Genomic DNA, 24,770 nt, shown 5'->3' with positions numbered 1-24,770 from the left:
CCCTTCACTCCTTCTAATCTTATTTATTTTCTTTAAAGAATTGTTGATGTTGCTCCAGCAATTCCACAGTCAACGGCTTAACAAATTTCATACTGTGTGCAGGTTTATGGATATCACTAACCGTTTCATCTTTATAAAGAGCTACTGGGTAATTTGTAATTAAGTCTTTTCTAGCATCTTTAACAATCGTTTCTGCCATTTTCATAGCCAGTTCTGTCGTTGCATCGTCTTTTTTCACCACGGCTACGGATTCTGTAAGCGAGAAGTTACCTTCCGTTGGATCTACATAGTCAATCGGTGCGCCTTCTTCTTTAGCTAGTACTGCCTGATGACGAAGTCCAAACCCTGCAGCTACTTCTCCTGCTTTTACCTTTTTAATCGGACCGGAACCGGAGCTTTCCAGATGTGGGCCTACATTAGCAACTAAATCATGCAGAACCGTTTTGCCTTCTTCCTCACCGTATTGCGAAATAATCGCCTGAACTAACAACCAGCCTGTCGAAGAGTCCATAATGTTCGGAACAGATACCAAGCCTTTAAATTCTGGTTTCGTTAAATCTTTAATGGACGTTGGCATCGCCAGTCCTTTATCTTTAAGAACCGATGTGTTAACAAAAATAGCACCGGTATTCGCCAAGATCGGCGTATAGTACGCTGGATAGGAATCTAGCGCGTTCGTCGTAAACGATAGGTCTTTGAACATGCTGTGTTTCTCTTGCGCACTTTCTACAAAATAAGAGCTCATCGTGATCAGGTTAGCCTCAATTTTGTCTCCCTCAGCCATCAGCTTTCCACCCAGCTCAGAAGTACCCAAGGATTGAAAGAGATATTGCCCTTCGTACCCCGCACCTTTTAGCGCAGTCTCCATAGAAGCCACAGCTTCTTCATCCGCATTGGTCAAAATCACTACTTTACTCGCATCACCCGATGCTTTATTTCCACAACCTGCTAATGTAAACACCAAACTCAAAGCCACGATAGACAACATAATCCCCTTGATTCCCTTAATTCTCTTAGACATAATTTCTCCCTCACTTTAACTGGTTTTTTTATATTTAAAATCGTTAACTAACGAGAGTTTGATTGCCTTTTCTGAAAATAGTCACCTAGGAGCTTGATAATAAGGTTGGTGCAAAAGATCAGGATGGATAGGACAAACACCTCATTAAATTTGGCGAAATGCTGCAACTCCTTTATTTTGCTAGCCACTACCGAGGTTTGGGCAGTCACTAGAAAGATAATTCCACTAATGGTCACCATCGCATTGATAAAATAGTAGCTGACCATCTCTATCACCGTGGATGCAGAGTTCGGCAGAATGACCCGGCGAATCGTCTGCAGCCAGCTGTCACCTAATAATTCAGCAGTGGTTTCCCACGATGGATTCATTTTCGCCAGAGAGTTCTTTGCCATCAAATAAGGAGTTGTAAAGTAATGAACAAGGGTGCAGAGCACAAGAATCGTAAAGGTTCCCTTGAGACTGCTGTTATTGAACAGAAGTAGATACGACAGACCAAGGACCATACCCGGTACCGTGTTCGTCACCATCGACAGGATGTCGAAAGTCGCTTTCCCTTTTATAGGTGTTCGTACATTAATGATAGCCGCAGCATACGCTACGATCGTACCTATGATTGCCGTCAATCCTGCTACCAGAAAGGAGTTTTTATATACATTGATTAAATCGCTTGATTGAAAAACATCCACAAAATGCTTGAACGTAAACGTTAGATCATAAGGATAGCCATTCACCAGCGGTGCAACGAACATGACAGCAAACACCGCCAGCAGTCCGATTAGAATCACGGATGAAATCAGTCCAAGAACCGAATCTCTGCCTTTATTCCGGATCATCTCGATTTCAGTCACCTTGTCATAATGGAAATTGAACTTTTCAAGATAAGTTAACAGCACCACCCCAAACGCCGCCGGTATTAACATCAGTACAGCAATCACAGCACCATTGTTGAAATCCGGTATCGCCCCAAGCATGACTTGATATAGCTGTGTAGCAACTACGTTATAAGTCCCGCCCACCGATGCAGGGATCCCGAAATCTGTGAAGCTCAGGATAAAAGAAAGAACAAACGCCCCTCCCAAAGTGCCCCACAAAGGCCTAACAATGGTGTTCATGAAGCTGCGCACCGTCCCGTCACCCATAAGCTTGGAGACGACGATGAACTTTTTATCAATGTACTTGAACGAATTATGAATCAGCAGGAAAGCCGAAGGTAAGGTATAAATTACGTAGCCTATCAACAGACCATTAAATCCATAAATCTCAAATAAATTCCGCCCGAAGATTTTAGTAATCAGTCCCTGGTTGCCAAAAGAGTACATTATCGCAAACCCATATGTAATCGTAGGCAGCAGCATGGGGATCAGGATTCCAGTTCTAATGATGCTTTTTAAAGGGCGATAGATTCTTGTACAGTGGATAGTATAGGAAAGGATAAAAGCTAGAACAGTAGTGATGAGTGCCGTCGCACCGGAGACCTTCATACTATTTCCGATGGACTCTCGAATCTCTTGATCTGCCAGAATGGTGAGATAATTGGATACCGAATAACCTTGGTCCGTTTCAAACGAGCGGATGAATAAAACTGCCAGTGGCAAGATCAGGAAAACGATAAATAACAATACGATTGGGATAAAAATGATCCGCATTTCCGGTTTAGCTTTAGGCATAATGTTCACCGAACAGGTTATAGATATTTTCCCGTTTCACTTGCAGCTGCCCCAGAATAAATTCTTTTACAAAATCATTGCTAGGTTGTTGAATGATCTCTTGAGGCGTTCCGAACTGGGCAATATGACCTTGATTAATGATGAGAATTTTATCCGACAGGGTTAACGCCTCTTCAGGGTCATGGGTGACGATAATCGTCGTAAGCTTATATTCTCTGGCGATGGATTTAATCCGGGCTTTAATAGATTCCTTGATGATTCCATCCAGTGCGCTTAGAGGTTCATCGAGCAGTAATAATTTGGGCTTCATTACGAGCGTTCTTGCCAAAGCCACCCTTTGCTTCTGCCCACCGGATAGAGCGCCAATCTTCTTCGTTAAATGCGGCTTTAATTCCAGAAACTCGATATACTCCTGAACCTCATGCTCCGACGTTAATCCCTTTTTATTTTTCAGACCATAAACGATATTCTCGTAAGCATTTAAGTTAGGGAACAACGCATAATCCTGGAACACTATATTAAATCCGCGTTTCTTCATGGGTACATTACTTAAATCTTGATCATTAAAAATGATTTGCCCCTGCTCCATCTTAGCCAATCCTAAGATGATGTTTAGCAAGGTGGTTTTTCCACTCCCGCTGGGGCCGAGTAAGGAGACAATTTCCCCTGCTTGGATGTCTAGACTAATATCCTCTAGAACAACCTTGTTATCGTAATGCTTGCTTATGTTTTGTAATTTAAGCAAAGGTTCCACCTCCTCAAGTACAACCTCAGTATAAAAAGGTTTTGTTTTTGAGGATAAACAGTTACGTAAAATGTATGTAAACTTTAAATAAGTTGTGACTACATTATAAGTATATCATGACTAAGTTGCAAAGGAGTTGTTGCTACCCTATCCTAATCCCTTTATACTTCAACTATCGAAAGCGATATAAACTTTGAATGGGTGATAACATGTTTCCACTGGAAAGGCAAAAGAAAATCATAGAAATCTTAATGTTGAAAAAGGTTCAGAAGCTGCCGGAGCTAGCAGAAGAGCTTAATATTTCTATCGATACCCTTCGCAGAGATATCAACCTACTGGACAAGCAAGGGAAGATCAAGAAGATTTATGGTGGAATTAAACTGGTGGAATCGGAGTTTGCCGAATCTCCAATGGATGCGCGGATGGTCGGTCACTTAGAGGAAAAGAAAATGATCGCGCAAAAGTGCAGCGAATATATCAACGATGGGGATTGCATCTATCTGGACAGCGGCTCTACCACCTATCAGATCGCCAAATATATCAAGAATAAAAAGAATCTCACGGTCATTACGAACTCCATTCCTGTGGTTAACGAACTGATGAACAGTGCGGTTGAGCTTATTATCATCGGCGGAAAGGTCCGGCTAAATGAGCAGTCTGTCATTGCATATGATTATCTATTTAATTTCAGTGAGTTAAATATCCTTAAAGCTTTTATTTGCGCAAGCGGCATTACCCTTGAAAAAGGCATCTCCGACTATAACCTGGAGGAAGCCCAAACTCGTAAAAAAATTATCGATCTCTCCAAAGAGGTTTATGTTGCCGCAGACCATACTAAATTCGGGAAAGATGTGACCATCGGCATCGCCTCACTCGATAAAATCGGGTACATTATTACCGACCGTAATATAGATCGAAGCTTCCTACAGAAGTTTAAACCCAAACGTACGAGCTTGATTGTTGCGGAATAAAGACTTTCATCATCCATCTAAAAACACAAAAAAGCCTCTCCTTGGATTTGAAATGGTGCTGGTAACTCCATTTTACCTAGGGGATTTTTGTGTTTTTTAGAATCATAGACACTTACCTGATGCCATGATCGATAATTAGGGAATATCTCCCTAAAATCAAAAAAATTCTGCGCTTCAGACTACTAATTAGGGAAAATCTCCCTATAATTCAGGTGATTCGTTGGTAAATGTAGATATTCGCCTAATTATCAGGGAGGAATTCCCTAATTCCATTGATTTTATGCAAATATCAGCTTTTTTCAGGGAGTTTTTCCCTAATTACTCTCCCAAACATCATTGTTCTGAACATCCCCGAGCTTAACATCATAGACATCATTTCAGGAATCTCTTAAACTAAAAAATCAGAAGTACTATTACATTATGGAGTGTGAATATGCCCTTGAATCAGATGTCCGAATTACACCAGAGAAACAAATTAATTATTTACTTGTTTTGGGGCTGTTTGTTGTTCGGTTCAATTTCGCTTTACAGATTTCCACAAACAATCATGGCGATTATGTCAGCAGCGGTACCCCTTGGCTTATTGTGTACGATACTAATTTGGAAACGTGTGGCTACACCCTATATTATGTACATAACAGCTATTGGCTTTAATATCATTACATACTTCTATATCGATGCAGGAACTAGCATTATAAGCACATTTATTCTATATTGGGGACTAGGCATCGTATCCCTCTATCACAACTATCGTCCGCTACTCCTTAATGGAGTAATTTCTTGGATCTTACTCAACTATTTCCTGATGACGAAACCAATTTACGCTTCAGTAGATGTATTAAGAATTAATACACTTCTCATCGTCATGATATTGGTTCTGATCTATCAGAGTCAGATTGGTACGAAAATGTTCAAAAATATGTCTAAGAGCAGCAACGAAGCTGAACATGCTAGAGCAGAAATGGAAACCATTCTAAAAGGTGTTACTGAATCCGTAGGAGTTCTGAGTCAATCTAGTAACCTAATGAATAACAACGTATTGACTACAGATCGAATTTCCAAAGAAGTCGTGACTGCCTTTCAAGAGATTGCCAGCGGAGTGGAATCACAAGCACAAAGTGTCAGCGATATCTCAAATGCCATGCAGCAATTAAACGAATCGGCTACGCAGGCAAATACGGCATCCATCTCAATGAGCACAAGAAGCCGTAATACCGATCAAATCACGCAAGAGGGGCAAGCGCAAATCGTTCGCTTAACTGGAAATATGTCAGAGGTCACGGATATCGTAAAGAGTACTGCTGACTTGCTGACACAAATGAATGAAGAGAATCAGAAGATTGAATCGATTGTTTCCAGTATCGTGGGGATCGCTGAGCAGACGAATCTTTTGTCGCTAAATGCTTCTATTGAAGCCGCACACGCAGGAGAACATGGCAAAGGATTCGCAGTGGTGTCCAATGAAATCCGTAAATTAGCACAGAGCTCCCACAATGCCTCCGCAGACATTACTCAAATTCTTAGAAGCATTCAAAGTCATATTGCTCAGGTTGGCGATATGGTATCTAACGGGTTGCTAGTTGTAGAATCCGGAAGAAATTCCGCAGATGATATTGCTCGATTGTTCGAGGGTATTCGGAATAATACACAACAGGTGCTTGAACAAGCAGAAGATTTGAAGAATAGGAATGATCACATCAAACACGCTTCCTCCCTTGTACTAGGTGAAGTCCATTCCGTGACTGCGATTACCGAAGAGAATACAGCAGCAATTGAGCAGGTTCTTGCGAGCGCTGAGGTTCAGCAACAACATGTTTCTGAAACAGTAGTCAGCATCCGCAATCTAAATGAATTAGCTACTAAGCTAAATAATTTAACGAGACCCTCATAGGTCATGCTGTGTTAATACCATTCATTCAAACAAGCATAAACGCCTTTGCATCCCTATAAGAACAGTTAGCAGTTATGCGAGAACTATAAAGATAAGGATAGCGTGAAACTTATACTTTCTTATATTGAAAAAAGCCATCTACTCCAGGAATAGATGGCTTTCTTTGTTTATTTAATTAAGGCTTCCCGCCTCAACACGCGGTGGACGCATGGTCAGGCTGACCCTGCCCTTCTTCAGGTCAACACCCATCACCCAGACGGTGACATTGTCTCCTACGGAGACAACGTCCATCGGGTGCTTCACAAAGCTGCCGCTGAGCTGGGAAATATGCACCAGCCCATCGTTCTTGATGCCGATATCGACGAATGCGCCGAAATCGATCACGTTGCGGACGGTTCCCTGCATTTCCATGCCGGGAACCAGATCCTCGATCTTCAGCACGTCGGTGCGGAAGATCGGTAACGGCAGCTCCTCGCGCGGATCGCGGCCCGGACGCTGCAAGCTCTCCAGGATGTCTCGAAGCGTTGGCACGCCGACATCCAGCTTCACAGCCAGCTCCTCGGCATTTTGTGCCTCCAGCTGCGAAGCCACTTCTTTGCTGCCAAGCTTGTTAACATCTAGGCTTAGCTCACGGAACAACCGATCCACCACCGGATAAGACTCGGGGTGAATAGGTGTGCGATCCAAGGTGTTGTCTCCACCAGGAATCCGCAGGAAGCCGATACATTGCTCATAGGACTTGGCACCTAGACGAGGTACCTTTTGCAATTGCTTCCGTGTCGTGAACTTACCGTTCTCTTCACGGTACTTAACGATATTTTTAGCAATCGTTCCATTAACGCCTGCTACGTAAGAGAGCAAGGCTGGAGATGCCGTATTCACATCTACGCCCACATGGTTAACCGCCGATTCTACGACAGCCTTTAAACTCTCTTCCAGATGCTTCTGGGAGACGTCATGCTGATACTGTCCCACACCGATAGCTTTCGGATCGATCTTCACCAGCTCCGCCAGCGGGTCCTGCACACGACGGGCGATTGAAGCCGCACTGCGCTCTGCCACATCCAGATCCGGAAACTCTTCCTGCGCCAGCTTAGAAGCCGAATAGACACTCGCTCCCGCTTCATTTACGATCAGGTAGGCCAGCTCTGGATCGCCAATATCGGCGATCACTTCTGCCGTAAATTGTTCTGTTTCACGAGAGCCTGTCCCATTTCCGATCACGATAAGCTGAATGCCGTATTTAGCGATTAGTTCTTTAAACTTAGCTGCAGCTTCAATTTTCTTGTTGTTCGGCGGCGTAGGATAGGTCACGGCTACTTCAAGCAGCTTACCCGTATCGTCTACGACGGCCAGCTTACAGCCGGTACGGTATGCAGGGTCAACACCCAGCACACAACGTCCCTTAACGGGCGGCTGCAGCAGCAAGCTGCGTAGATTCCCAGAGAAGATCGAAATCGCTTGGTTCTCACCCCGTTCGGTCATCTCTCCACGAACTTCACGCTCTACGGAAGGAGCTATCAGACGTTTGTAAGCATCCTCGGTCACTGCTTCCAGAAGCTCCTTCACCGGGGATGGCCCTTTAATGATTTTCCGCGCAATATAAGCATGAATTTTGTCAGTGACAACCTCAATGCCTACCTTCAGAATATTCTCCCGTTCACCGCGGTTAATAGCGAGTATACGGTGAGGTGGCATTTTGTGTACAGGTTCACGGTAGCTATAGTAGTTCTCGTATACGGATTCCTGCTCTGCATCCTTAGCTTCAGACACAAGGATGCCCTGACTTGCCGTATATTGCCGTACCCAAGAGCGGACCGCAGGATCGTCAGCAATATTCTCGGCGATGATATCTAGCGCGCCTTGAAGTGCTTGATCTGGGGTCTCTACTCCTTTTTCAACATCTATATATTTCGCAGCCTCGGTTTGTGGGTCCCCTTGTCTCTGCTGCTCCATAATCCAGTTGGCAAGCGGCTCTAAGCCTTTTTCCTTCGCAACACTAGCACGAGTCTTACGCTTCTGCCGGAAAGGACGATACAAGTCCTCCACTTCCTGAAGCTTGACTGCGTTAGTGATTTGTTCATGAAGCTCCTTGGTCAGCTTGCCCTGCTCTTCAATATTGCGGATCACGTCTTTCTTACGTTCGCCCAAATTGCGAAGATAAGCCAGCCGTTCTTCAATATCACGCAGCGCATTTTCGTCCAGCTCACCCGTCATTTCCTTCCGATATCTGGCGATGAACGGAATCGTATTCCCCTCATCCAGCAGTCCAACCGTTGTACGCACCTGCTTCAGGCTAATGTTTAATTCCTTGGCAATCGCTACAGTAATCAGTTCCTGCTCCCGCTGTGCGGCCGCCTCATCCGTAATGACTCCCGTATTGCTGTTATCTACCGTCATTAGTATCCCTCTTCCCGTACACAATCTGCTTATACAATTCTTGTTCTCATACTTAAAATAGTATCACAGATCGGCTCTGTACCAAAGTCCAGCCTAGCGAGGGGGCAGATTCAATGGTTTAAGCGCGTTGTCCCATTCCTCTTTTGCCGGAACTAAGTGACAACATAAAGCATAATGCTAGAACAAACGCCGCTGCCACATATGGGAAGTTAATGCTTAGATCAAAAAGATATCCTGCAACGATAGGCCCTGCGATATTACCAAGACTCGTATAAGCAGAGTTCATCCCTGCTACGAAGCCTTGTTGTGATTCCCCCGCCATTTTTGATAGCTGAGTGCCTACTGCTGGTCGAAGAATGTCCATAGCCAAGAATACAATAAAGGTAATCACACAAATCGCCAAAAATCCACTTACAAACAGCGTCAGTAGAATGAACATTGCAGCAGTTATAAGACAAGTGGAGATTACCTTATTCTCACCGAATTTATTCAGAATCCAGCCAAATGCAGATACCTGCACTACAGCACCGGCGATCGAGCCAAAGGTAATCACGAATGCAATATCTTTAGGGGTAAAGCCAAATTTATGGTCCACGAACAATCCGAACACCGTTTCATAATTGGCCAATCCAAAAGCCATGACAAATACAATAATTAATCCGAAAAAGTACGGTTCACGATAAGAACGCATCAATTGCGTGAAGAAGCTCTCTTGATTATTTTTCGATACCTTCGCTTCCATCCGTTTCTCTGCAGACAGAGACTCAGGCAAGATCAAAACTGTAATTAGAGCTGCAACCCCAGCCGCACCCGCTGCACAGAAAAAAGGCACCCGCATTCCAAGCTCAGCAAGATAGCCGCCAATTCCTGGACCGATAATAAATCCGGTAGTAATGGCTGCATTAATTAGCCCCATGCCTTTAGCTCTTTCTTCAAAAGAAGTCGTGTCCGCTACATAGGCCATAACTGCCGGCATAATTAATGCAGCACCTACACCACCGAGCAATCTGGAAACGAACAAAAGCCAGGATACATTTGCCAGACCAAAGAGCAGCTCTGAAAAAGCAAACACGATCAGACCCGCAACAATCACTTTTTTTCTGCCAATTCTGTCGGATAACCTGCCCGAGAATGGTGATACTAATAATTGGGCAAGTGAGAATGAAGCCACTAACAACCCCACGGTACTTCCGGTGATCCCAAGTTCATTCATGTAAGTAGGCATTATTGGAACTACAAGCCCGATTCCTGTAAAAGCAAGAAAAATATTAAGCATAACAAGAAGCATTGCGCCTCTGTTTCTAAGTAGTAACGACATTGTGTTAACCTCCGTGGTTTCTAAAGCCAATTCTTCGAGTAGTAGTTTTACTGTAGAGACCGACCATCCGGTCTAAATTATAGCCAAAAAAATAGTCCTTCCATTTCCGGTGCCCTCGAGAAGCTTCAGCCTTCATAATTCCTGAATGTAAAGCTTCTTTCATGCCCCCATATATCTTACCCCGTATATATCCCTTGTAATAACAATCGTACTGATTCCCGGTAATATTTTTTGATATCTTCCGGAGTCTTTTCAGGAATAGAACATTCAGCAGCTCGCCCGATCCCTTCGAGCATACCATTTACAATAATCACATAATCCTCTAAGTCACCCTTAATAAAATCCCCCGTGTCCATGCCTTCCTTCAGAAGATCGCGACACGCATGCGAGGCAGCCTCATATAAAAGAGCAAGCCGCTTAGTGATATCCTCCGGATGAGCTCTGCCTCTTGAGAATTCCTCAAGCGCCCGAATCAACGGATTCTGGAAATCATTTGCATAGTGCTCGGCTAACGCATATAAACGCTCCTGAACACCTACAATTTCCTTCTTCTTATCTTCCCACGCCTGTAGCCACTGCACCGTATCCTCTTCTACTACATATAGAAAAAGTTCATCCTTGCTCGGAAAATGATGATATAAGCTGCCCTTGCTGACATTCGAGGCTGCGCAAACTTCATTCATGGTTACAGCTGCATACCCCTTCTGAACAAACAGCTGTGTGGCTTTAAGTACAATTCGTTTTTTTGTTTCTTCTCCATCTGAACGTCCTTTGATTCTAAGCACCTCCTAAACCGACCGTACGGTCTAATGTTATCAGAACACTTCAAAAAAGTGAACCCCTAATCCTTCTTTACCATCAGTACGCAAAAATGCACATCAAAAGACGCCCGGATTCGTACCCGAGCGCCTATCTCATGGATTATCTATAACCCTAGGTGATTAAAAATCAATCAGTCCAAGGCTGATTTGCAGCGAATCATCCACCTTCTTCATCGTTTCATCATCAAGGTGGGTGATCTTGTCAGTTAAGCGTTGTTTGTCAATCGTCCTAACCTGCTCCAGCAGTATAACAGAATCCCTGTCAAAGCCATGAGCCGCTGCGTCAATTTCCACATGCGTAGGTAATTTAGCCTTCTGGATTTGGGCTGTGATTGCAGCCACAATTACCGTCGGGCTAAAGCGATTGCCAATATCATTCTGGATAACCAGTACTGGCCTTACTCCGCCTTGCTCAGAACCTACAACCGGCGAAAGATCAGCAAAAAAAACATCGCCACGTTTAACGATCAATGTCTACACCCCGCTTACTAAGCGGCCAAGAGTGCTGTCTGCATCTTCCTCCGCGAGGAACGCCTCGCATGCCATGGTCAAGTTGATCTTAGCCATTTCCATGTAGCCGCGCTGCATGGACTCCCGGATAGAACGTTTCCTCCGTTCGCTCAAATACAGCTTCATGGCCTGCCTAATCAATTCACTCCGGTTGGAATTCTCCAATTGAACAATTCCGTCCACTTCCTGTAAGAGATGATCGGGCAAGCTGATCATGATTCTTTTGGTGTTCTGCAAATTGGCCACCTTCTCTTCCACCCCCACAAACCTTCTGCCCTTGTGTTCCAGTGTTGCAATATACAAGGAATTTTATACAAGGAATATATGCCGCCAGTATATCAAGTATGCTGCATCCCATTATAAACTAGAAATGGCGGTTCGTATAGGCTTTTAGTCATATCTCCTAATACGATACAATTCCTTCTATTTTCTCCCTTGAATAACATCACTGTCAAGAACTTTAAGATTGTAGCAGAGCATTTACTAACTTAGGAAGTGTGCCTTCACGGATATAAACGCGGGGCACCCGATGAGCCAGCATGCAAATTACCTCGTAGTGAATTGTTCCAAGATGGAGAGCCAACTCGTCTGCCGTGACCATCACGTCAGCTTGACGCCCGATGAGTACAACTTCTTCGCCTGCTTTAATTTGTTCCGCTTCTTCAGCGAAAGATTTGAGTGATACCATACACTGATCCATGCAGATTGTTCCGACGACAGGAACGCGGCGTCCACGTATTAACACCTCCGCTTTGCCAGTTAGCATGCGGGAATATCCATCTGCGTACCCCACAGGTAGCGTTGCGATAATCTCCTCGCTGTCTGTGAAGTACCGAGTGCCGTAGCTGACGCCCCAATGAGGAGGCAGGCTCTTCACATATACAACCTGCGTCTTCAGCGTCATTACCGGATGTAGATCTACCCGTTGACGGTTTACCTCAGTTGAGGGATAAAATCCGTACAGGCTGATGCCTACCCGCACCATGTTGCTGGATAAATAAGGTGAATCAATGGCCGTAGCGCTATTGCCCGTATGTATGATCGGGATCTGAATGTTCTGCTCCCGCAGCGTTTCCGCCACGCTCATGAACCGTCGATGCTGTTCCAGTGTATAGCTTTTGTCTAGTTCGTCTGCCTTGGCAAAATGGGTAAACATACCCTCCAGCTCCGCCTGCGCAACAGACTGCACTTCAGAGATAAATGCAGGTGCGTCAGCTGGTAAAAGCCCCAGTCTCCCCATCCCGCTATCAATCTTGATATGCACCTTCAGCCGATGATCCGGATCTATAGGAAGCTGTCTGATAGCCTCTAATACTTCCGGAGTGAACAGTGTTACAGTTACATGGTTCTCCCAGGCAACGGCTATTCCTTCAGGAGAAGTGTAGCCAAGCACCAGTATAGGAATCAGTATTCCCGCCTGACGCAGCTCCAATGCTTCATCCAAAAAAGCCACACTAACATAATCTGCTCCGAGTCTTTCCAGTTCCCGTGTTACTTCCACTGCTCCATGGCCGTACGCATTTCCTTTGACGCATCCCATAAACTTTGTCTCTGCCGGCAAGTAGCGGCGAAAGGCTTCGTAATTGGCACGCAATTCATCCAGATTAATTTCGGCTACTGTCGGTCGATAGCTTGCTTGCACTTCAAAGTCACCTTCTTACGTTGTAGTAAAACGTCATAGCTGCATAACATCAATCATTGTCTTAGTACTCATGGTAATGCTATGGAAGGTGGCTGTCAATGTGACCTCAGTTATCTTTTGCCTTCAGATCAAAGAGGCTGGAGTGCTGGCAAATATAGAAAGGCGGATACTACGTTGTAGAGGAAAGAATCCCACAAAACGCAGTATCCGCCTACTTTATATTATTTACCCGATTGTGCCTCCATAGAAGCGGCAATTTGCATCATTTCGTTAACAGGAAGATTAGCACTTGTAATTCTGTACTCTATACCCTCAGACATCCATGTCAACGTCTGCTGCTCATCACCACTAAGAAGTCCTGCGGTAAAACCAAGATCTATCAGTGTTCCAGGAGCCAACGCTACTGCACGGTCCAATGGACGGGCTTCCATGATGGTGTATTGATAAACCCCATCATACCGGATGAGAACGGCATGATCTTTGTTCCCCTCCATTTTATGGGAGTCCTTCAACTCAACGCCTGCCGGAACATATCCCGGTTCGATGATCCCAAAGTCACCAAGCTCAGCAGCGACTGGTTGCCCCTCTTGCTCCTGACCTTCCGGAACTACTACTGGATTTCCATTTTCGTCAACCTCAGCTACTGTGCTTTCTGAAGCAGCACCTGTGGTCATATTCTTTTGCATATCAAAGGAATCCTTTGTGAAATCTGTATCGAATTTAAAGGTGTCAAACTTCACATCCACAACGACCTTAGCTTCAGAATCAGAGACTTGAACCTGTTTAGGCTCATAAGTCTTTTTATCCAACCAAATCTTCTGCCGCACAAGAGCATTGCTTTGATAATTCGCAGCTACCTCAAACACATAGTTATCTCCATCTTCCACAAATTGACGATTGTTATCAGAGACGATGCCCCGAACTAGCGTCTGATACAAGTAAACCTGACCTTGATTGTCCGGCCAATCACTCTGGAAGCGGAAGCTCTTATTCATACTTGGTGTGAGTACGAATACTCCCTCATCATTACGAAGCACGATCTGCGTAATATCCTTCTGAACATTTGCCAAGCTGATCCGGTAATAAGAAGGGTTCTTGTACCATACTTCTACCTTATACTCCTGCGGCTGCTCGCCGGTGAATAGGGTCATAATGCCTGAAGCTTGGTACGTTCCCTGCTTACTCTCCAACTTGTCAGCCACATTGTTCAAATCCTTGACCACGGAAGCGGCATCCTTCTTCCCGCACCCCGTCATCACCAGGGCCACGCTCATAATGATCGCGAGTACCCATATTGTCCGGCGCATGACATCATCCCCTTAACCTGTTTTGAATGCATTGATTAGTACATGTCTATGAGGGACTTGGCCGCAATATGCAGACGGGCATGACAAGCATGGGACTTAGATTTATTTTTTAGGAATATACAAACAAAAAAAGCCCACGCAAAGCGCTGGCTTTATGTTTTATACAGAAATGCAATAACATTATGTAAGTCTTATCTATTGAATAGAGCGAAAATTATAGGATCAATTTCTTGTTTCAACTCTCGTTATCGTTATGTACGGCTTTATTGTACTCATTAATTAATTCATCCAACCTCATGGACTGTCTGATCACATTGGGATGTAACAATCCTCCGTGTTGCCTTTCCATTAAATAAAGTTTGGCTCTAGCACCCTCTATTCTTTTTTGGATAATTTCTGGCTTATTCATTAACACAACCTCCTCAAAGTAATATATTAGAGGCATATGTCAAATTCCAAATTTTACAATAGAGTGCAGTACTATAAAGATTTAGGATCAAGAAATATTAGATACAAAGCCATTTTTCTTTTCGTTGATTCGCTGCACCTTACTAATTAGGTTTTGATATTCTTTTTGCGTTTCGATGGATGCTATGTGTCTTAGCTGTTCGAACATCCCAACACATTTTATAATACATGATTCGCTATTTATCTTTACTGAACATTCCAAACTTATCATTATATACTTTATACTAATCTCATATTCATTTCTTTTTATGTAGTAAGAAGCGATCTCAGCCATCAAGTTGGTATATCTATCTTCGAGGATTTGTTGATTATAGGATCTATTTTCTAGGCGATGATCTCTACATTCTGATTTTTTTTGTTTAAACCGCAGAAGAATATCATCCACATTAAATTGATAGTAATTAGCTGCTTGAAGGATTTTGAACAGACCTGAAAGAATTTCTTCCTCTCTTTGTTCAATGTATGCCACATATTCCGGCAGCACCGTTACATCCCCTTTTAAAATTCGCAGCAAGTAAATATTAGCCCGCGCCCACTCCATGCATTGATTGATATGCTGCAAAGCTTCTTCCGTGTCTTCACGAATCCAGCTCATATCCATATATAAGTTAACATAATGTAATGCTCTATCATAATTGCCAAGCTCTCTATAAACTACTGAACGTAACATGTAAGAGTATTGAATATACGAGAATAGTGGTATTTCGGGTTCCTTTTGAAGCTTGCTTTTTCTGGCACGTTCGTATTTGGAATGATATTGAATCGTTGCTTTATTCCCCATTTCCTTAGCTATTGCCTTTACCTTGTCCCAATGTCGCAAAGCGCTATATGTATTCGCCAAATCTTTCAGCGCATCGAGCTGGTCCACCTCATCAAGCCGGTTAACAAATCCTTCAAATTGCACCGCTGCTCGCAAATTAGCATCCTGATCCTCACCCAAAGCGATTGTGAACAGTCTGTATTGGCAAAGAGCCAAACGCTCTGAATGCTGATACTTCTCACTCTCAGCCACACTCTGATATAACATCGCTGCTGCTTCATATTTCCCTTGCGCAAAAAAATCTTCCGCAGTATCAAATAACGAAGGCGTATAAGATAAGCTGTCCATCATGATCCCAACTACCCGTGCAATACAATCCAGCTTATCCAGCTCTGCACAGCGATATAGAAATGGCCGAAGGCGTCTCCAATTCGGATTGGAATGTACAAAACACTCATCCACATATAAATCATAGTAGCTGCCTTCTTCTAATCCCATACCTTCTGTAATTCGATCTAATTGTTGCATGGCTATTGGACGATTCCCATTAATGATATTACTGATCGTGCCTGAATTTACCTTAGACACCTCTGAGAACTGATTGATCGTAGTCCCATGCTTCTTGAGATAGTCCGCCAGTTCTGCACGAATGGTCATCCGCTTCATGATCAAAGCCACCTTTCGCCCAACATAATACAGATATAAATTAATAGTATTTTAATAAATATATGTCTAATTATTCCAGTGGTCAAATACTTTTTTCCTATCGCTCTTCAATATACAATTATTCGGTGAGTAATGTATAGACTATAGATTAGTAAAAAGCAAAAACCATCAGAATGCAAGGTGTAATAGACCTTTTCCGATGGTTTTTCCTATGATAATTCTATCTATTGTTATTCAATACATGCATATAAATTCAACTATGAGCTGGGTTTAATCATCAAATCTAGCTTTTTAATGTAAGGGTCTAGCGCTTCCATTAACTTCTCTTGGTTTTGTATCTCCTCATTTGAAAGCCGTTCCATATGAACACTACCATCTGAATCAAATACCTTGGTATCATAGCTTTGTAACTCAATTATTAATCGTTTAGTTTCCTCAAACTCCTTATTTGTAAGCCTCTGTTCAGCTTTTTCAAGCAAGCTATTCCAGAAAGTATCACGATCAACGGATTTCACTGATTTCTTTGATGTTTTGGCTTCATTCATTTGTTCAAAATAAGGTTCAAGCTCCATCTGTAATTTCTTGTAAGCCTTCTTCTCCTGCGCACTTAATTGTTCTAGGTGAAAGACGCCTTCAGCATCAGCCATTTGCAGATTATAAGCTCCCAATTCTTTCAGTAAGGACATCAGCTTTGTGAATTCCTCTTCGTTAAAGGTTTGCTTCGCGTTCTGCAGCTTCGCTTCAAGCCTATCGTATTGTTGCTGGGTTACTCCAATCGTAGCAGCGGTTATCTGTGAGCCATATAGGGTGTCCGCCAAATAATTATATCCGGCATAAGCTCCAGTAGGAATTAATAATGCTGCCGCCAAAATACTTGCTACAAGCCATTTTTTCATTCGTCTTCCCCCTTGTTTGGGTGCAGTCCTATTTAGTATTTGCTCCTTCAGTTCCGGTGGGGCTGTACAATTTCTAGCCTCTTCCTGCAGAGCTGTCCGTAGCTCTTCATTGAAATTCATCCAGGTCCACCACCTTTCCCTTAAAAAGAATATGGTTCGCTGGCTTCTGGCGAAGCTTGTGCAGTGCAGCATGAATACGAGATTTCACGGTTCCGAGAGGAATACCTAGTATCAAGGCACTTTCTTCTTGGGAAAATTCGTTTAAATAATGCAGAATGATCACCTGTTTCAGCTTAAATGGAAGACACTCTACACTTGCTAGCAGGGCTTGGTTGGATAATCTGTCCACAACATCATTCGTAAATTCGTGTTCCATGATCAAATCAGCATGCTCTGCCTTTTTCAGGATTCGAAGATGCGTCCATCTCTTCCTCCGATAGGCATAAATTTGTCTCATGACCAATCCCATAAGCCAGGGTCTAAAGGGGCGTTCCATGTCGAAGCGTTCAAGAGACCGGTGCATCTGCAAATAAATTTCTTGAACAATATCATCCACATCAGATGATTCACGAACGAGGAAATGAACGGTCTGATATACATCCCGGATCGTTGCATCATATAACTCACTGAACGCTTCACGACTGCCGGCTTGCGCAAGCGTAATGAGCTTAGAATTTTCATTTGGATGTTTCATCCCTTTCAACCCCCTCCTTCGGTCTTACAATATATATTGGTAAAAAAAAGAGATATCGTTCGATTTATTTTGAGCGTCAACTCGACTCCTCAACTTGACAAGCTTATTATAGCTTCTATATATTTTAGAAACTAAAGTAAATTGGAGCGTGGCTATGAGCACAGAGCAAGATAAACAATACGCTATCCATAAGGTTATGGAATCTATGGCAAATGTGCAGCAGAAATCCCAGTTCTTCATTGATATGATCACCAAGCAGGAGACACTGACTCACAATCAGATCCTACTGCTGTTCCAGCTCAGACTTATTGGAAGCTTGAACATTACTGACATCTCCGAACGATTTATTATTACACCGGGAGCCGCTTCCTCGATGTGTGATAAGCTGGAAGATGCCGGTCTTATCGAACGTGTGCGGACGAAGGAAGATCGCAGAGTCGTCAACATAGTCCTTACAGAACAAGGACATCAGCGGATTCTCCATATCTTCGAAGCCTTTCCTACCTCGGAGTTGGATAAAATCTCAGGAACCTTAGAACAAATCAATGAGTTAATGGATAAAATGATGAACTAATGTTTATATAACTGCCTGTCAGGAAACTGACGGCAGTTTTTTTATGCTTATAACTCCGAAATGTTATATTGACTATATATTATAATGGATATATATTTTAATCATTAAAATATAATTTGAAAGGCGGCTCCCTATAAAATGCCCCATGCTAGTGATACTTTTGAACGTAATGAAATGATCGGTCCACCGCTGAAGGTGAGAGGTTCATTAATCCTCCAAGAGGATATTCGTGCGGATACTGTCGATGTTGTTGGACATTTAAGTGCTCAGAAGAATGTAACTACCGTGAAGCTAAAAGTATCTGGTGATTGTTCGATTGGAGGTCATTGCAGGGCCGAGCAGGTTATAAATCTGGGAGGACTCCGTGTACAACAACTCCAAGCCAATAGACTGCAATCGTCAGGATACTTCTCCGCAGCACAAAATGTTGCAGTCGAAACCTTTTATGCCGAAGGTGCTGTGAAGATCCATAGATTAACTGCTGGCTCATCGATTGAGCTACGTTTAGGAAACAGAAGCACAATTGAGGTCATGAAATCTAGCGGAACCATTACTATTAAGCCCTCTTTGAAACTAATGAATGCGCTAATCCCCTACTTCCGGAAGCTTACTTGCGAAACGATTGAAGGAACTAGCATCATGTTATACCGAACAACAGCCGATCTCGTCTGCGGGGAAGATATCATCATCGGTCCGGGTTGTTCTATCGGGGAGATCCGCTATAGCAAAAGTCTAACAGTAGACCCGAAATCACAAGTTGATCGGACCGAGTTTTTAAATCATTAGCAAACGTAACAAGCTTGTCTCTGCTTTGTTTACAGAAAGTGACCTACTACGCGCTGATTTAATCTATACTTAAGAGGACTGGACTTAATCCTCGGAGGTAATTATGAATAAAATCATCGTAATCGGAGCTAGCACGCTCTTTTTAGCCGGATGTGGAACATCGGCATCTATAGATATGAATACATCAATAGCAATTAACCAAACACAAACAACTGAAGCACCACTGAAGCTAATCGTTGATGGAGAAACCGTTCTTCCATCTCTCCCACCTTTTTTCTCAGGTGATAAGGTCTATGTACCTGCAAAAGTACTCATGGAGTACTATTCTTCTGAACAACGATGGGATAGTGCTACGAAAACCTTAACCATCTCTGACGGAAGCAGTAGTTATGTACTGAAGCCGGGCAATGAATATATGCAAGGTGACGGATATCAAAATACGCTGGGGGGACCTGCGATTCTACGAAACGGCAATTTATATATTCCTGCTGACGCATTAAGCAGCCTCTCCGGAGCAGAAGTGCAACTGAATGCCTCGCAAACTGAAATATCAATTACATCTGGAGATGTTAGTACTACCGTAAGAACCCCCAGCGAACCTCTCGCTATTGCTACAGAAAATGACCAAGTTAAGCTGTATACTGCCCTTAAAAATGGCGATATCTACGAGGGATTTGTTGTAGAGGTGAACGGTAATAAACATACGTTTAATTGGGAAGCACCAAGATTGCTAGGTTACACTCCTGAGATTCATTATGCCGATATAGATCAGGATGGGCAGGAAGAGGTTGTTGTCATACTGTGGCTCGGTACAGGAACGGGCATGTCTATGCAAGAGCTTCACGTGATTAAGCCAAACCAGTGGAAAGAAATGAATATACCTTCCGCAGATGAAGCGGTCTCCACATTGGTTACTTCAAAAATTTCCAATGAAAAAGGCGATGCCCTCATACAAATTCAGGTTAAAGGTTCAAATCCATCTATGGTTACTATGCGGTATCCAGATCGTGGAGAGGATGACAATCTTGGCGAAAAAGCAGGTATTGGTGCTGTTACTTACTACATGGTGGAAGAAGGCAGGCTGAAGGCTGAAACCAATGTTTATATTGGATTTCTGGAGAGCATTGGCACACTAACCTTTGACTACAAAACGGGAAAGACTGGAATGGAACCTGAATCCATTCGCTTTGAGCCTCATGAGGAGTACGCCTCTTATGTAGTGGGTAAGCAGCTATGATTGATGCCCATATCCATTTAGAGCAATATGAGCCTGAGGTTTCAGAACAAATGTTAAGTGAGTTGCCTACCTTAGGAATCGAAGCCTTGATTGCTGTCTCTATGAATTTAGACTCTTGCTTCCGTACCCAAAAGCTTGCCGCTACCTATCCCGGAATGGTACACCCCGCTTATGGCTTTCATCCGGAGCAACCATTACCGCAGGAAACTGAGTTATCCAATCTGCTGGAATGGATTGAGCGTCAAGATCGGGGGGATTTCATCGCTGTGGGTGAAATCGGACTGCCTTATTATTCGCGTGCTGAGGCACTGGAGCGCGGCGAAGCCTTTGATATGGAGCCTTATATTCAGCTTCTTGATCAGTTACTCGGGCTTGCCGCCCGTATAGATAAACCAGTGGTCTTGCACGCTGTTTATGAGGATGCGCTGATTGCCTGCGATCTACTAGAGAAGCATGGTATAAAGCGTGCCCATTTCCACTGGTTTAAGGGACCCGAAGAAGCCATTGTCCGCATGATCAACAACGGCTGCTATATCTCTTTCACCCCTGATATCCTATACGAGCCGGAGATTCAGGAGCTTGCCCGCCGCTACCCTCCTCAGCTTGTCATGGCGGAAACCGATGGCCCTTGGCCGTTTGAAGGACCCTTTGCGGGAAAAATCACTCATCCATCTATGATTCAAGACGTCGCCGCCGCTTGGGGAGCGCTCCATGGCTACACCCCTGGCCAAGCGGAAGAAATACTGATTGCGAATACTAGGCAATTTTATAGCTTGTAGATAGACAAAAGGATGGCCCCTAGCTAACGGCTAATGCCAGGCTATCCTTTTGAATAATCACAGCTTTATCCCAATTTGGGAGTTCATAACCTCTCCACACCCATTAACGTTCCGCCAGCGAACTCCATTTTATAAATATCCGGCTTAGTGGTTTGAAGCAGAAAATTCAGATCATATTTGGCGTCAAAATAATTCATCATTAGTGTCATGACTGCACCGTGAGTGCCAATCGCAACCTTTTGACCACGGTGTTTATTCAGTATTCCTTGCAACACGCTAACGGATCGCTTCTGACACGTATGAATGGATTCCCCACCAACCGGAACAAAATCCGGATCAGCAAACATTGTTGTCAGTAATGGGTATAACTCCTGGTCAGGCATGATCTTATTTCCGTCTGAAAAATGGATTTCTCGGAGGTCTTCAACATCCTGAATCTCTGCACCTACCTCCTGCGCCAATCCAGAAATCGTATGTATCGCCCGAAGATATGGACTTGAATAGAAAACTTGAATTCCTTCGGGACGTAACTTCTCCGTTATCTTGCGGGCATCCTCCTCCCCCTTCGCTGTTAATCCACGTGTTCTCTCAGTTCCTCCGGGCAGCTTGGGTGATTCTCCATGCCTAACCATATAAATATAAGTAGCCATTCGTTTCCCTCCTTCTATCTTTATAATTTCTCGTGTTCTATCTAAACTCCTCCATACAATAAAATAAAAAAAGCCCTCACGGGCAAGAATCAATCCTAGCGAGCTAGAAAAGTCTCTTAATTGCACTCTATACAACTATTAATCGTAAAAAGAGCTCTGCTGAGCAAATAAGTGTAGTTCATACAACTAAAGTTCGCTTTGAAAGATGGAACAGCATTTAATTGCAGATTCTGCAACTAAATGCTAGGTAAGCTCGCTAGGTAGTCTGTGCTACTCAAGCTTTCTAGTCTGGCTAGTTAGCCTGACCTCCACTCAGACTTCTGCAAGCTTTTTTCTGAATAAATCAGCAGCCTTAAGTTTCCATCACTTTAACCTTCGCCGATTGCTCCACTATGCTATCCGTCATCTCCTTCTCCTTAGGCCACAGCACGCGTCCGAATGCGATGCCCAGCACACCAATCAGAGCAATTACGATACCAAAGTTAAAAAAGATCCGGCTAGGCCCAGCGGCCTGAACCAGCATACCACCAAGGAGTGGAGCGCCAATCATCACACCGCTAAGAATCGTACTCTGAATACCGAACACACGCCCTGTCATATGCGGGGGAGTTTCTTTTTGCAAACAATAATTGAAGGTAATCATAAACATTCCGTTTCCGAGACCCAGTACGAATCCTAACAGCAATACAGGAAGGCTTGTGACGCCTGGCTGAAGCAGACCAAGCCCTCCGACCGATACACCAATGAGTGCATAACCCGTTCCTAGCTTCCAGCCGTAGCCTGTTCCCCGATTCATTTTGTTCATGACCATGATCATGAATATAGCACCCACGCCAGTTGCCGCGACAAGCCAGCCCAGCATAGATTCCTCAGCAGGTGCAATAATTCTGAATAGACTTGTAAACTGGAAGTCGATCATTTGAATAGCTAACGCACCGATTAAACCAAACAGCATACTGTTTAGCAGCAATCTGCTGCGCAGCATAAAGCCCCAGCCTTCCTTCCACATCGTACGAAGGGGAACCTGTTCCTCTTTATCGCCCTGATCTGAGCCGACTTGTCCTACCTCATTATTCTTAACGGTCAGTAGAAGCAGGTACGAGCAACCTCTGAGACAAGCATTGATCAATATACACCATTGTGGTGTTAGCACTGACAATGCGAAACCTCCAAGTAACGGTCCAGCGATTTTGGAGCCTTGATTTACAATTCCATTCAGTGAAGTCGCTTGCAGAAGCTGATCCTCTCTAACCAAACTGCGAGTCATTGACTGCTGGGCAGGTACGTTTAAGGTAGAGATAGCAGCTCGCAGCATCAGTAATGGGAGCAACCACACCATACTGGGAGCGAAAAGTACTAGTACTGTTAACAATGCCGTAAGTAGATCACACATCCGCATTAGCTTTAGCTTATTCAGTCGGTCAGCCGCTACTCCTGCCACGGAGCCAAGCAGAATCCCAGGTAAAGCTATAGAGACTGGAATCAAAGCCAGCATTAGCGGACTAGCTTGCCAACGGTATCCTACGAGTACCTGAATCGCCAGCGCATCGAACCAATCCCCAAAAGTAGCTGTCGCGAATGCGCTGTATACACGCATATACACTTTGTTTTTTAGCAGACTCGTTCCTGCTTGTGATGAAGCATTCATCGGACATTCCTCCAAGTTACGATTAAGAACATATGAAGCATGACCTTAATGTACTGGAGAATTGTCAGAGAATTATCAGAGAGCTGTCACGATATTCATAAGCACGGTTTCCAAGGATTGCTCCAAACGATGGAATCCCCGTTCTTCCTTCTCTCGTTCAAATAAATCTGCATATTTCCGATGTAAAGCTGACTGTGGAGAAAACTCGTTACAATAGTGAACAATTCTGTATAATGCATATATCTGCATCGGCACGAATCCTGACCTTTCAAGCACCTGAAGCGCCTCATCCAATAACTGCTCTGCTTCACGCCAAGACTTGCGCCGTAGAAAACACAGGCCTCTTGCAACTTTATAACTGCCGATCTCCCGCAAAAAAGGCTTCTCCTGCAAAAGCGCTTCAATGTCTTTCGCCATCCGTTCTAATTCCTGATCTTCTGTTCCCATCCACAAGTGTACGAGCATTTCAGAAATTGCCGTTACAGGAATGAAGTTCTCATACCCTGGCTCTTTAATCACTTCATGCGTCAGCTTTAATCGTTCTAATGCTTTTTCCGGCTGCCCGGCCAGCGTGTATAAATCCAGAATATTAAGGATCTCCATTTCAACATGCTGGGGCGGCAAAAGAATCTTTTTCTCAAGGACTAGCTCGCAGAACTCCAGTTTCTGCTTTGGATCACCCAAAAACATATAACATATTAACAGCGAATAGAATCGCTCTTCTATCTCAACTTCCTCCGTGTTCAGAAGCCATTCCAAATCTCCCTGTACAAAATGAATATAGATCGAATAGAACGGATCCATTTCATAACCCAAAACATCCTGTTGTCGCGCTAAGGTTAACATGGATCGGCCTTGGCCGTATTGATGATATTTTACGAATACTTCCCGCATCGTCTTTTGCATTTCCAGGTCATATGTAGTCGGATTAGCCATGGCGGCAGAGGAATCCTGCATAGTCAGGCTATAGCCGAATCCCCGAACAGTCTTAATATCTAGGCCTTGTAGCTTGCCAAGTTTTTTACGAAGACGATAAATATGATCGTCTACTGTACGCTCCACCGGATATTCCAGCGGCCATACGTTATCCAGCAACTGTTCTCGGCTGAACGTACGTCCTCTATTTTTGTACAAGAACTGAAAAAGCGTAAATTCCTTTGGAAATAATTCTATCGTTATCCCATCTGTGGTCACTTTATATTCGCTTTCGTTTAATTCCAGCTGCATGATAGAACCTCACTTTCCCCCGAATCCGCTCATTGATTACATTATATCAGTCCGTCCAAGGCGTACTCCAGAACAAAGAGAAAACATACAAA

At 43.8% G+C, this 24,770-nt stretch carries 23 protein-coding genes; 6 read left to right on the top strand and 17 right to left on the bottom strand.

Annotation, left to right across the window (positions count from 1 at the left end):
- Positions 1-19: 19 nt before the first annotated feature.
- From ACDZ28_RS14355 to ACDZ28_RS14345, 3 genes are read right to left on the bottom strand one after another with little or no spacing between them, the layout of a single operon-like run.
- Positions 20-1,021 (bottom strand): extracellular solute-binding protein, encoded by a 1,002-nt coding sequence (locus ACDZ28_RS14355; protein WP_375105020.1) that lies wholly within the window; start codon positions 1,019-1,021, stop codon positions 20-22.
- Positions 1,022-1,068: 47 nt separating this feature from the next.
- Entirely contained in the window at positions 1,069-2,688 is a 1,620-nt protein-coding gene (locus tag ACDZ28_RS14350; protein WP_375105019.1) for an ABC transporter permease subunit, read from the bottom strand.
- The gene (locus tag ACDZ28_RS14345; protein WP_042124736.1) at positions 2,681-3,433 is read right to left on the bottom strand and encodes an ABC transporter ATP-binding protein; all 753 of its coding nucleotides are present in this window, start codon (positions 3,431-3,433) and stop codon (positions 2,681-2,683) included. The genes ACDZ28_RS14350 and ACDZ28_RS14345 overlap by 8 nt, the downstream gene beginning before the upstream one ends.
- Before the next feature lie 197 nt (positions 3,434-3,630).
- Here ACDZ28_RS14345 and ACDZ28_RS14340 point away from each other — a divergent pair, with 197 nt between their 5' ends.
- The gene (locus ACDZ28_RS14340) at positions 3,631-4,404 is read left to right on the top strand and encodes a DeoR/GlpR family DNA-binding transcription regulator (RefSeq protein WP_341110882.1); all 774 of its coding nucleotides are present in this window, start codon (positions 3,631-3,633) and stop codon (positions 4,402-4,404) included.
- A 547-nt stretch (positions 4,405-4,951) separates the two neighbouring features.
- Positions 4,952-6,295 (top strand): methyl-accepting chemotaxis protein, encoded by a 1,344-nt coding sequence (locus tag ACDZ28_RS14335; RefSeq protein ID WP_375105018.1) that lies wholly within the window; start codon positions 4,952-4,954, stop codon positions 6,293-6,295.
- A gap of 171 nt (positions 6,296-6,466) precedes the next feature.
- On the opposite strand, the gene ACDZ28_RS14330 is transcribed toward ACDZ28_RS14335, so the two are convergent.
- The 11 genes from ACDZ28_RS14330 to ACDZ28_RS14280 all read right to left on the bottom strand — a co-directional run bounded on the left by ACDZ28_RS14330 (position 6,467) and on the right by ACDZ28_RS14280 (position 17,777).
- Positions 6,467-8,695, bottom strand: coding sequence for a Tex family protein (locus ACDZ28_RS14330; protein WP_042124732.1), 2,229 nt, complete (start codon positions 8,693-8,695; stop codon positions 6,467-6,469).
- Between the two features lie 118 nt (positions 8,696-8,813).
- Positions 8,814-10,013: an MFS transporter gene (locus ACDZ28_RS14325; protein WP_375105017.1), complete on the bottom strand. Its 1,200-nt coding sequence runs from the start codon at positions 10,011-10,013 to the stop codon at positions 8,814-8,816.
- A 176-nt stretch (positions 10,014-10,189) separates the two neighbouring features.
- Entirely contained in the window at positions 10,190-10,798 is a 609-nt protein-coding gene (locus ACDZ28_RS14320; RefSeq protein ID WP_052414476.1) for a TetR/AcrR family transcriptional regulator, read from the bottom strand.
- A gap of 156 nt (positions 10,799-10,954) precedes the next feature.
- On the bottom strand, positions 10,955-11,305 hold the full coding sequence (locus ACDZ28_RS14315; RefSeq protein ID WP_042124727.1) for a type II toxin-antitoxin system PemK/MazF family toxin: 351 nt from the start codon (positions 11,303-11,305) through the stop codon (positions 10,955-10,957).
- A gap of 3 nt (positions 11,306-11,308) precedes the next feature.
- Positions 11,309-11,590, bottom strand: a complete 282-nt coding sequence (locus ACDZ28_RS14310) for a CopG family ribbon-helix-helix protein (protein ID WP_025698676.1) — start codon at positions 11,588-11,590, stop codon at positions 11,309-11,311.
- Between the two features lie 214 nt (positions 11,591-11,804).
- Positions 11,805-12,986, bottom strand: coding sequence for an alanine racemase (alr, locus tag ACDZ28_RS14305; protein WP_042124725.1), 1,182 nt, complete (start codon positions 12,984-12,986; stop codon positions 11,805-11,807).
- Between the two features lie 221 nt (positions 12,987-13,207).
- On the bottom strand, positions 13,208-14,293 hold the full coding sequence (locus ACDZ28_RS14300; RefSeq protein WP_042124723.1) for an outer membrane lipoprotein carrier protein LolA: 1,086 nt from the start codon (positions 14,291-14,293) through the stop codon (positions 13,208-13,210).
- Positions 14,294-14,528: 235 nt separating this feature from the next.
- Positions 14,529-14,702: an aspartyl-phosphate phosphatase Spo0E family protein gene (locus tag ACDZ28_RS14295; RefSeq protein ID WP_197069747.1), complete on the bottom strand. Its 174-nt coding sequence runs from the start codon at positions 14,700-14,702 to the stop codon at positions 14,529-14,531.
- An 87-nt stretch (positions 14,703-14,789) separates the two neighbouring features.
- Complete coding sequence (locus tag ACDZ28_RS14290; protein WP_042131890.1) at positions 14,790-16,190, bottom strand: helix-turn-helix transcriptional regulator; 1,401 nt, start codon at positions 16,188-16,190, stop codon at positions 14,790-14,792.
- Positions 16,191-16,444: 254 nt separating this feature from the next.
- Positions 16,445-17,203 carry a DUF3600 domain-containing protein gene (locus ACDZ28_RS14285; RefSeq protein ID WP_042124721.1) on the bottom strand — a complete coding sequence of 253 codons (759 nt, stop codon included), beginning with the start codon at positions 17,201-17,203 and terminating at the stop codon, positions 16,445-16,447.
- The gene (locus ACDZ28_RS14280; RefSeq protein ID WP_042124719.1) at positions 17,190-17,777 is read right to left on the bottom strand and encodes a sigma-70 family RNA polymerase sigma factor; all 588 of its coding nucleotides are present in this window, start codon (positions 17,775-17,777) and stop codon (positions 17,190-17,192) included. The genes ACDZ28_RS14285 and ACDZ28_RS14280 overlap by 14 nt, the downstream gene beginning before the upstream one ends.
- 154 nt (positions 17,778-17,931) lie before the next feature.
- Between ACDZ28_RS14280 and ACDZ28_RS14275 the strand changes: the two genes are divergently transcribed.
- From ACDZ28_RS14275 to ACDZ28_RS14260, 4 genes are all read left to right on the top strand, one after another.
- Positions 17,932-18,351 (top strand): MarR family winged helix-turn-helix transcriptional regulator, encoded by a 420-nt coding sequence (locus ACDZ28_RS14275; protein ID WP_042124717.1) that lies wholly within the window; start codon positions 17,932-17,934, stop codon positions 18,349-18,351.
- A 138-nt stretch (positions 18,352-18,489) separates the two neighbouring features.
- Positions 18,490-19,137 carry a hypothetical protein gene (locus ACDZ28_RS14270; RefSeq protein WP_375105016.1) on the top strand — a complete coding sequence of 216 codons (648 nt, stop codon included), beginning with the start codon at positions 18,490-18,492 and terminating at the stop codon, positions 19,135-19,137.
- 103 nt (positions 19,138-19,240) lie between these two features.
- Positions 19,241-20,374: a copper amine oxidase N-terminal domain-containing protein gene (locus tag ACDZ28_RS14265; RefSeq protein WP_375105015.1), complete on the top strand. Its 1,134-nt coding sequence runs from the start codon at positions 19,241-19,243 to the stop codon at positions 20,372-20,374.
- Positions 20,371-21,153, top strand: a complete 783-nt coding sequence (locus tag ACDZ28_RS14260) for a TatD family hydrolase (RefSeq protein ID WP_375105014.1) — start codon at positions 20,371-20,373, stop codon at positions 21,151-21,153. Before ACDZ28_RS14265 ends, ACDZ28_RS14260 begins: the two co-directional genes overlap by 4 nt.
- An 83-nt stretch (positions 21,154-21,236) precedes the next feature.
- Here ACDZ28_RS14260 and ACDZ28_RS14255 read toward each other — a convergent pair whose 3' ends face one another.
- The 3 genes from ACDZ28_RS14255 to ACDZ28_RS14245 form a co-directional block, all read right to left on the bottom strand.
- A complete protein-coding gene (locus ACDZ28_RS14255) occupies positions 21,237-21,803 on the bottom strand; it encodes a histidine phosphatase family protein (RefSeq protein ID WP_042124710.1) in 567 nt (188 codons plus the stop codon).
- Positions 21,804-22,155: 352 nt separating this feature from the next.
- On the bottom strand, positions 22,156-23,451 hold the full coding sequence (locus ACDZ28_RS14250) for an MFS transporter (RefSeq protein ID WP_042124708.1): 1,296 nt from the start codon (positions 23,449-23,451) through the stop codon (positions 22,156-22,158).
- Between the two features lie 75 nt (positions 23,452-23,526).
- On the bottom strand, positions 23,527-24,678 hold the full coding sequence (locus ACDZ28_RS14245) for a winged helix-turn-helix domain-containing protein (RefSeq protein WP_375105012.1): 1,152 nt from the start codon (positions 24,676-24,678) through the stop codon (positions 23,527-23,529).
- Positions 24,679-24,770: the final 92 nt, after the last annotated feature.

The organism is Paenibacillus sp. RS8 (genome assembly GCF_041956825.1).
Taxonomy (GTDB): Bacteria; Bacillota; Bacilli; order Paenibacillales; family Paenibacillaceae; genus Paenibacillus_AQ.
Note: the sequence above shows the minus strand (reverse complement) of the source record. Positions and strands in the feature narration are given on the sequence as shown.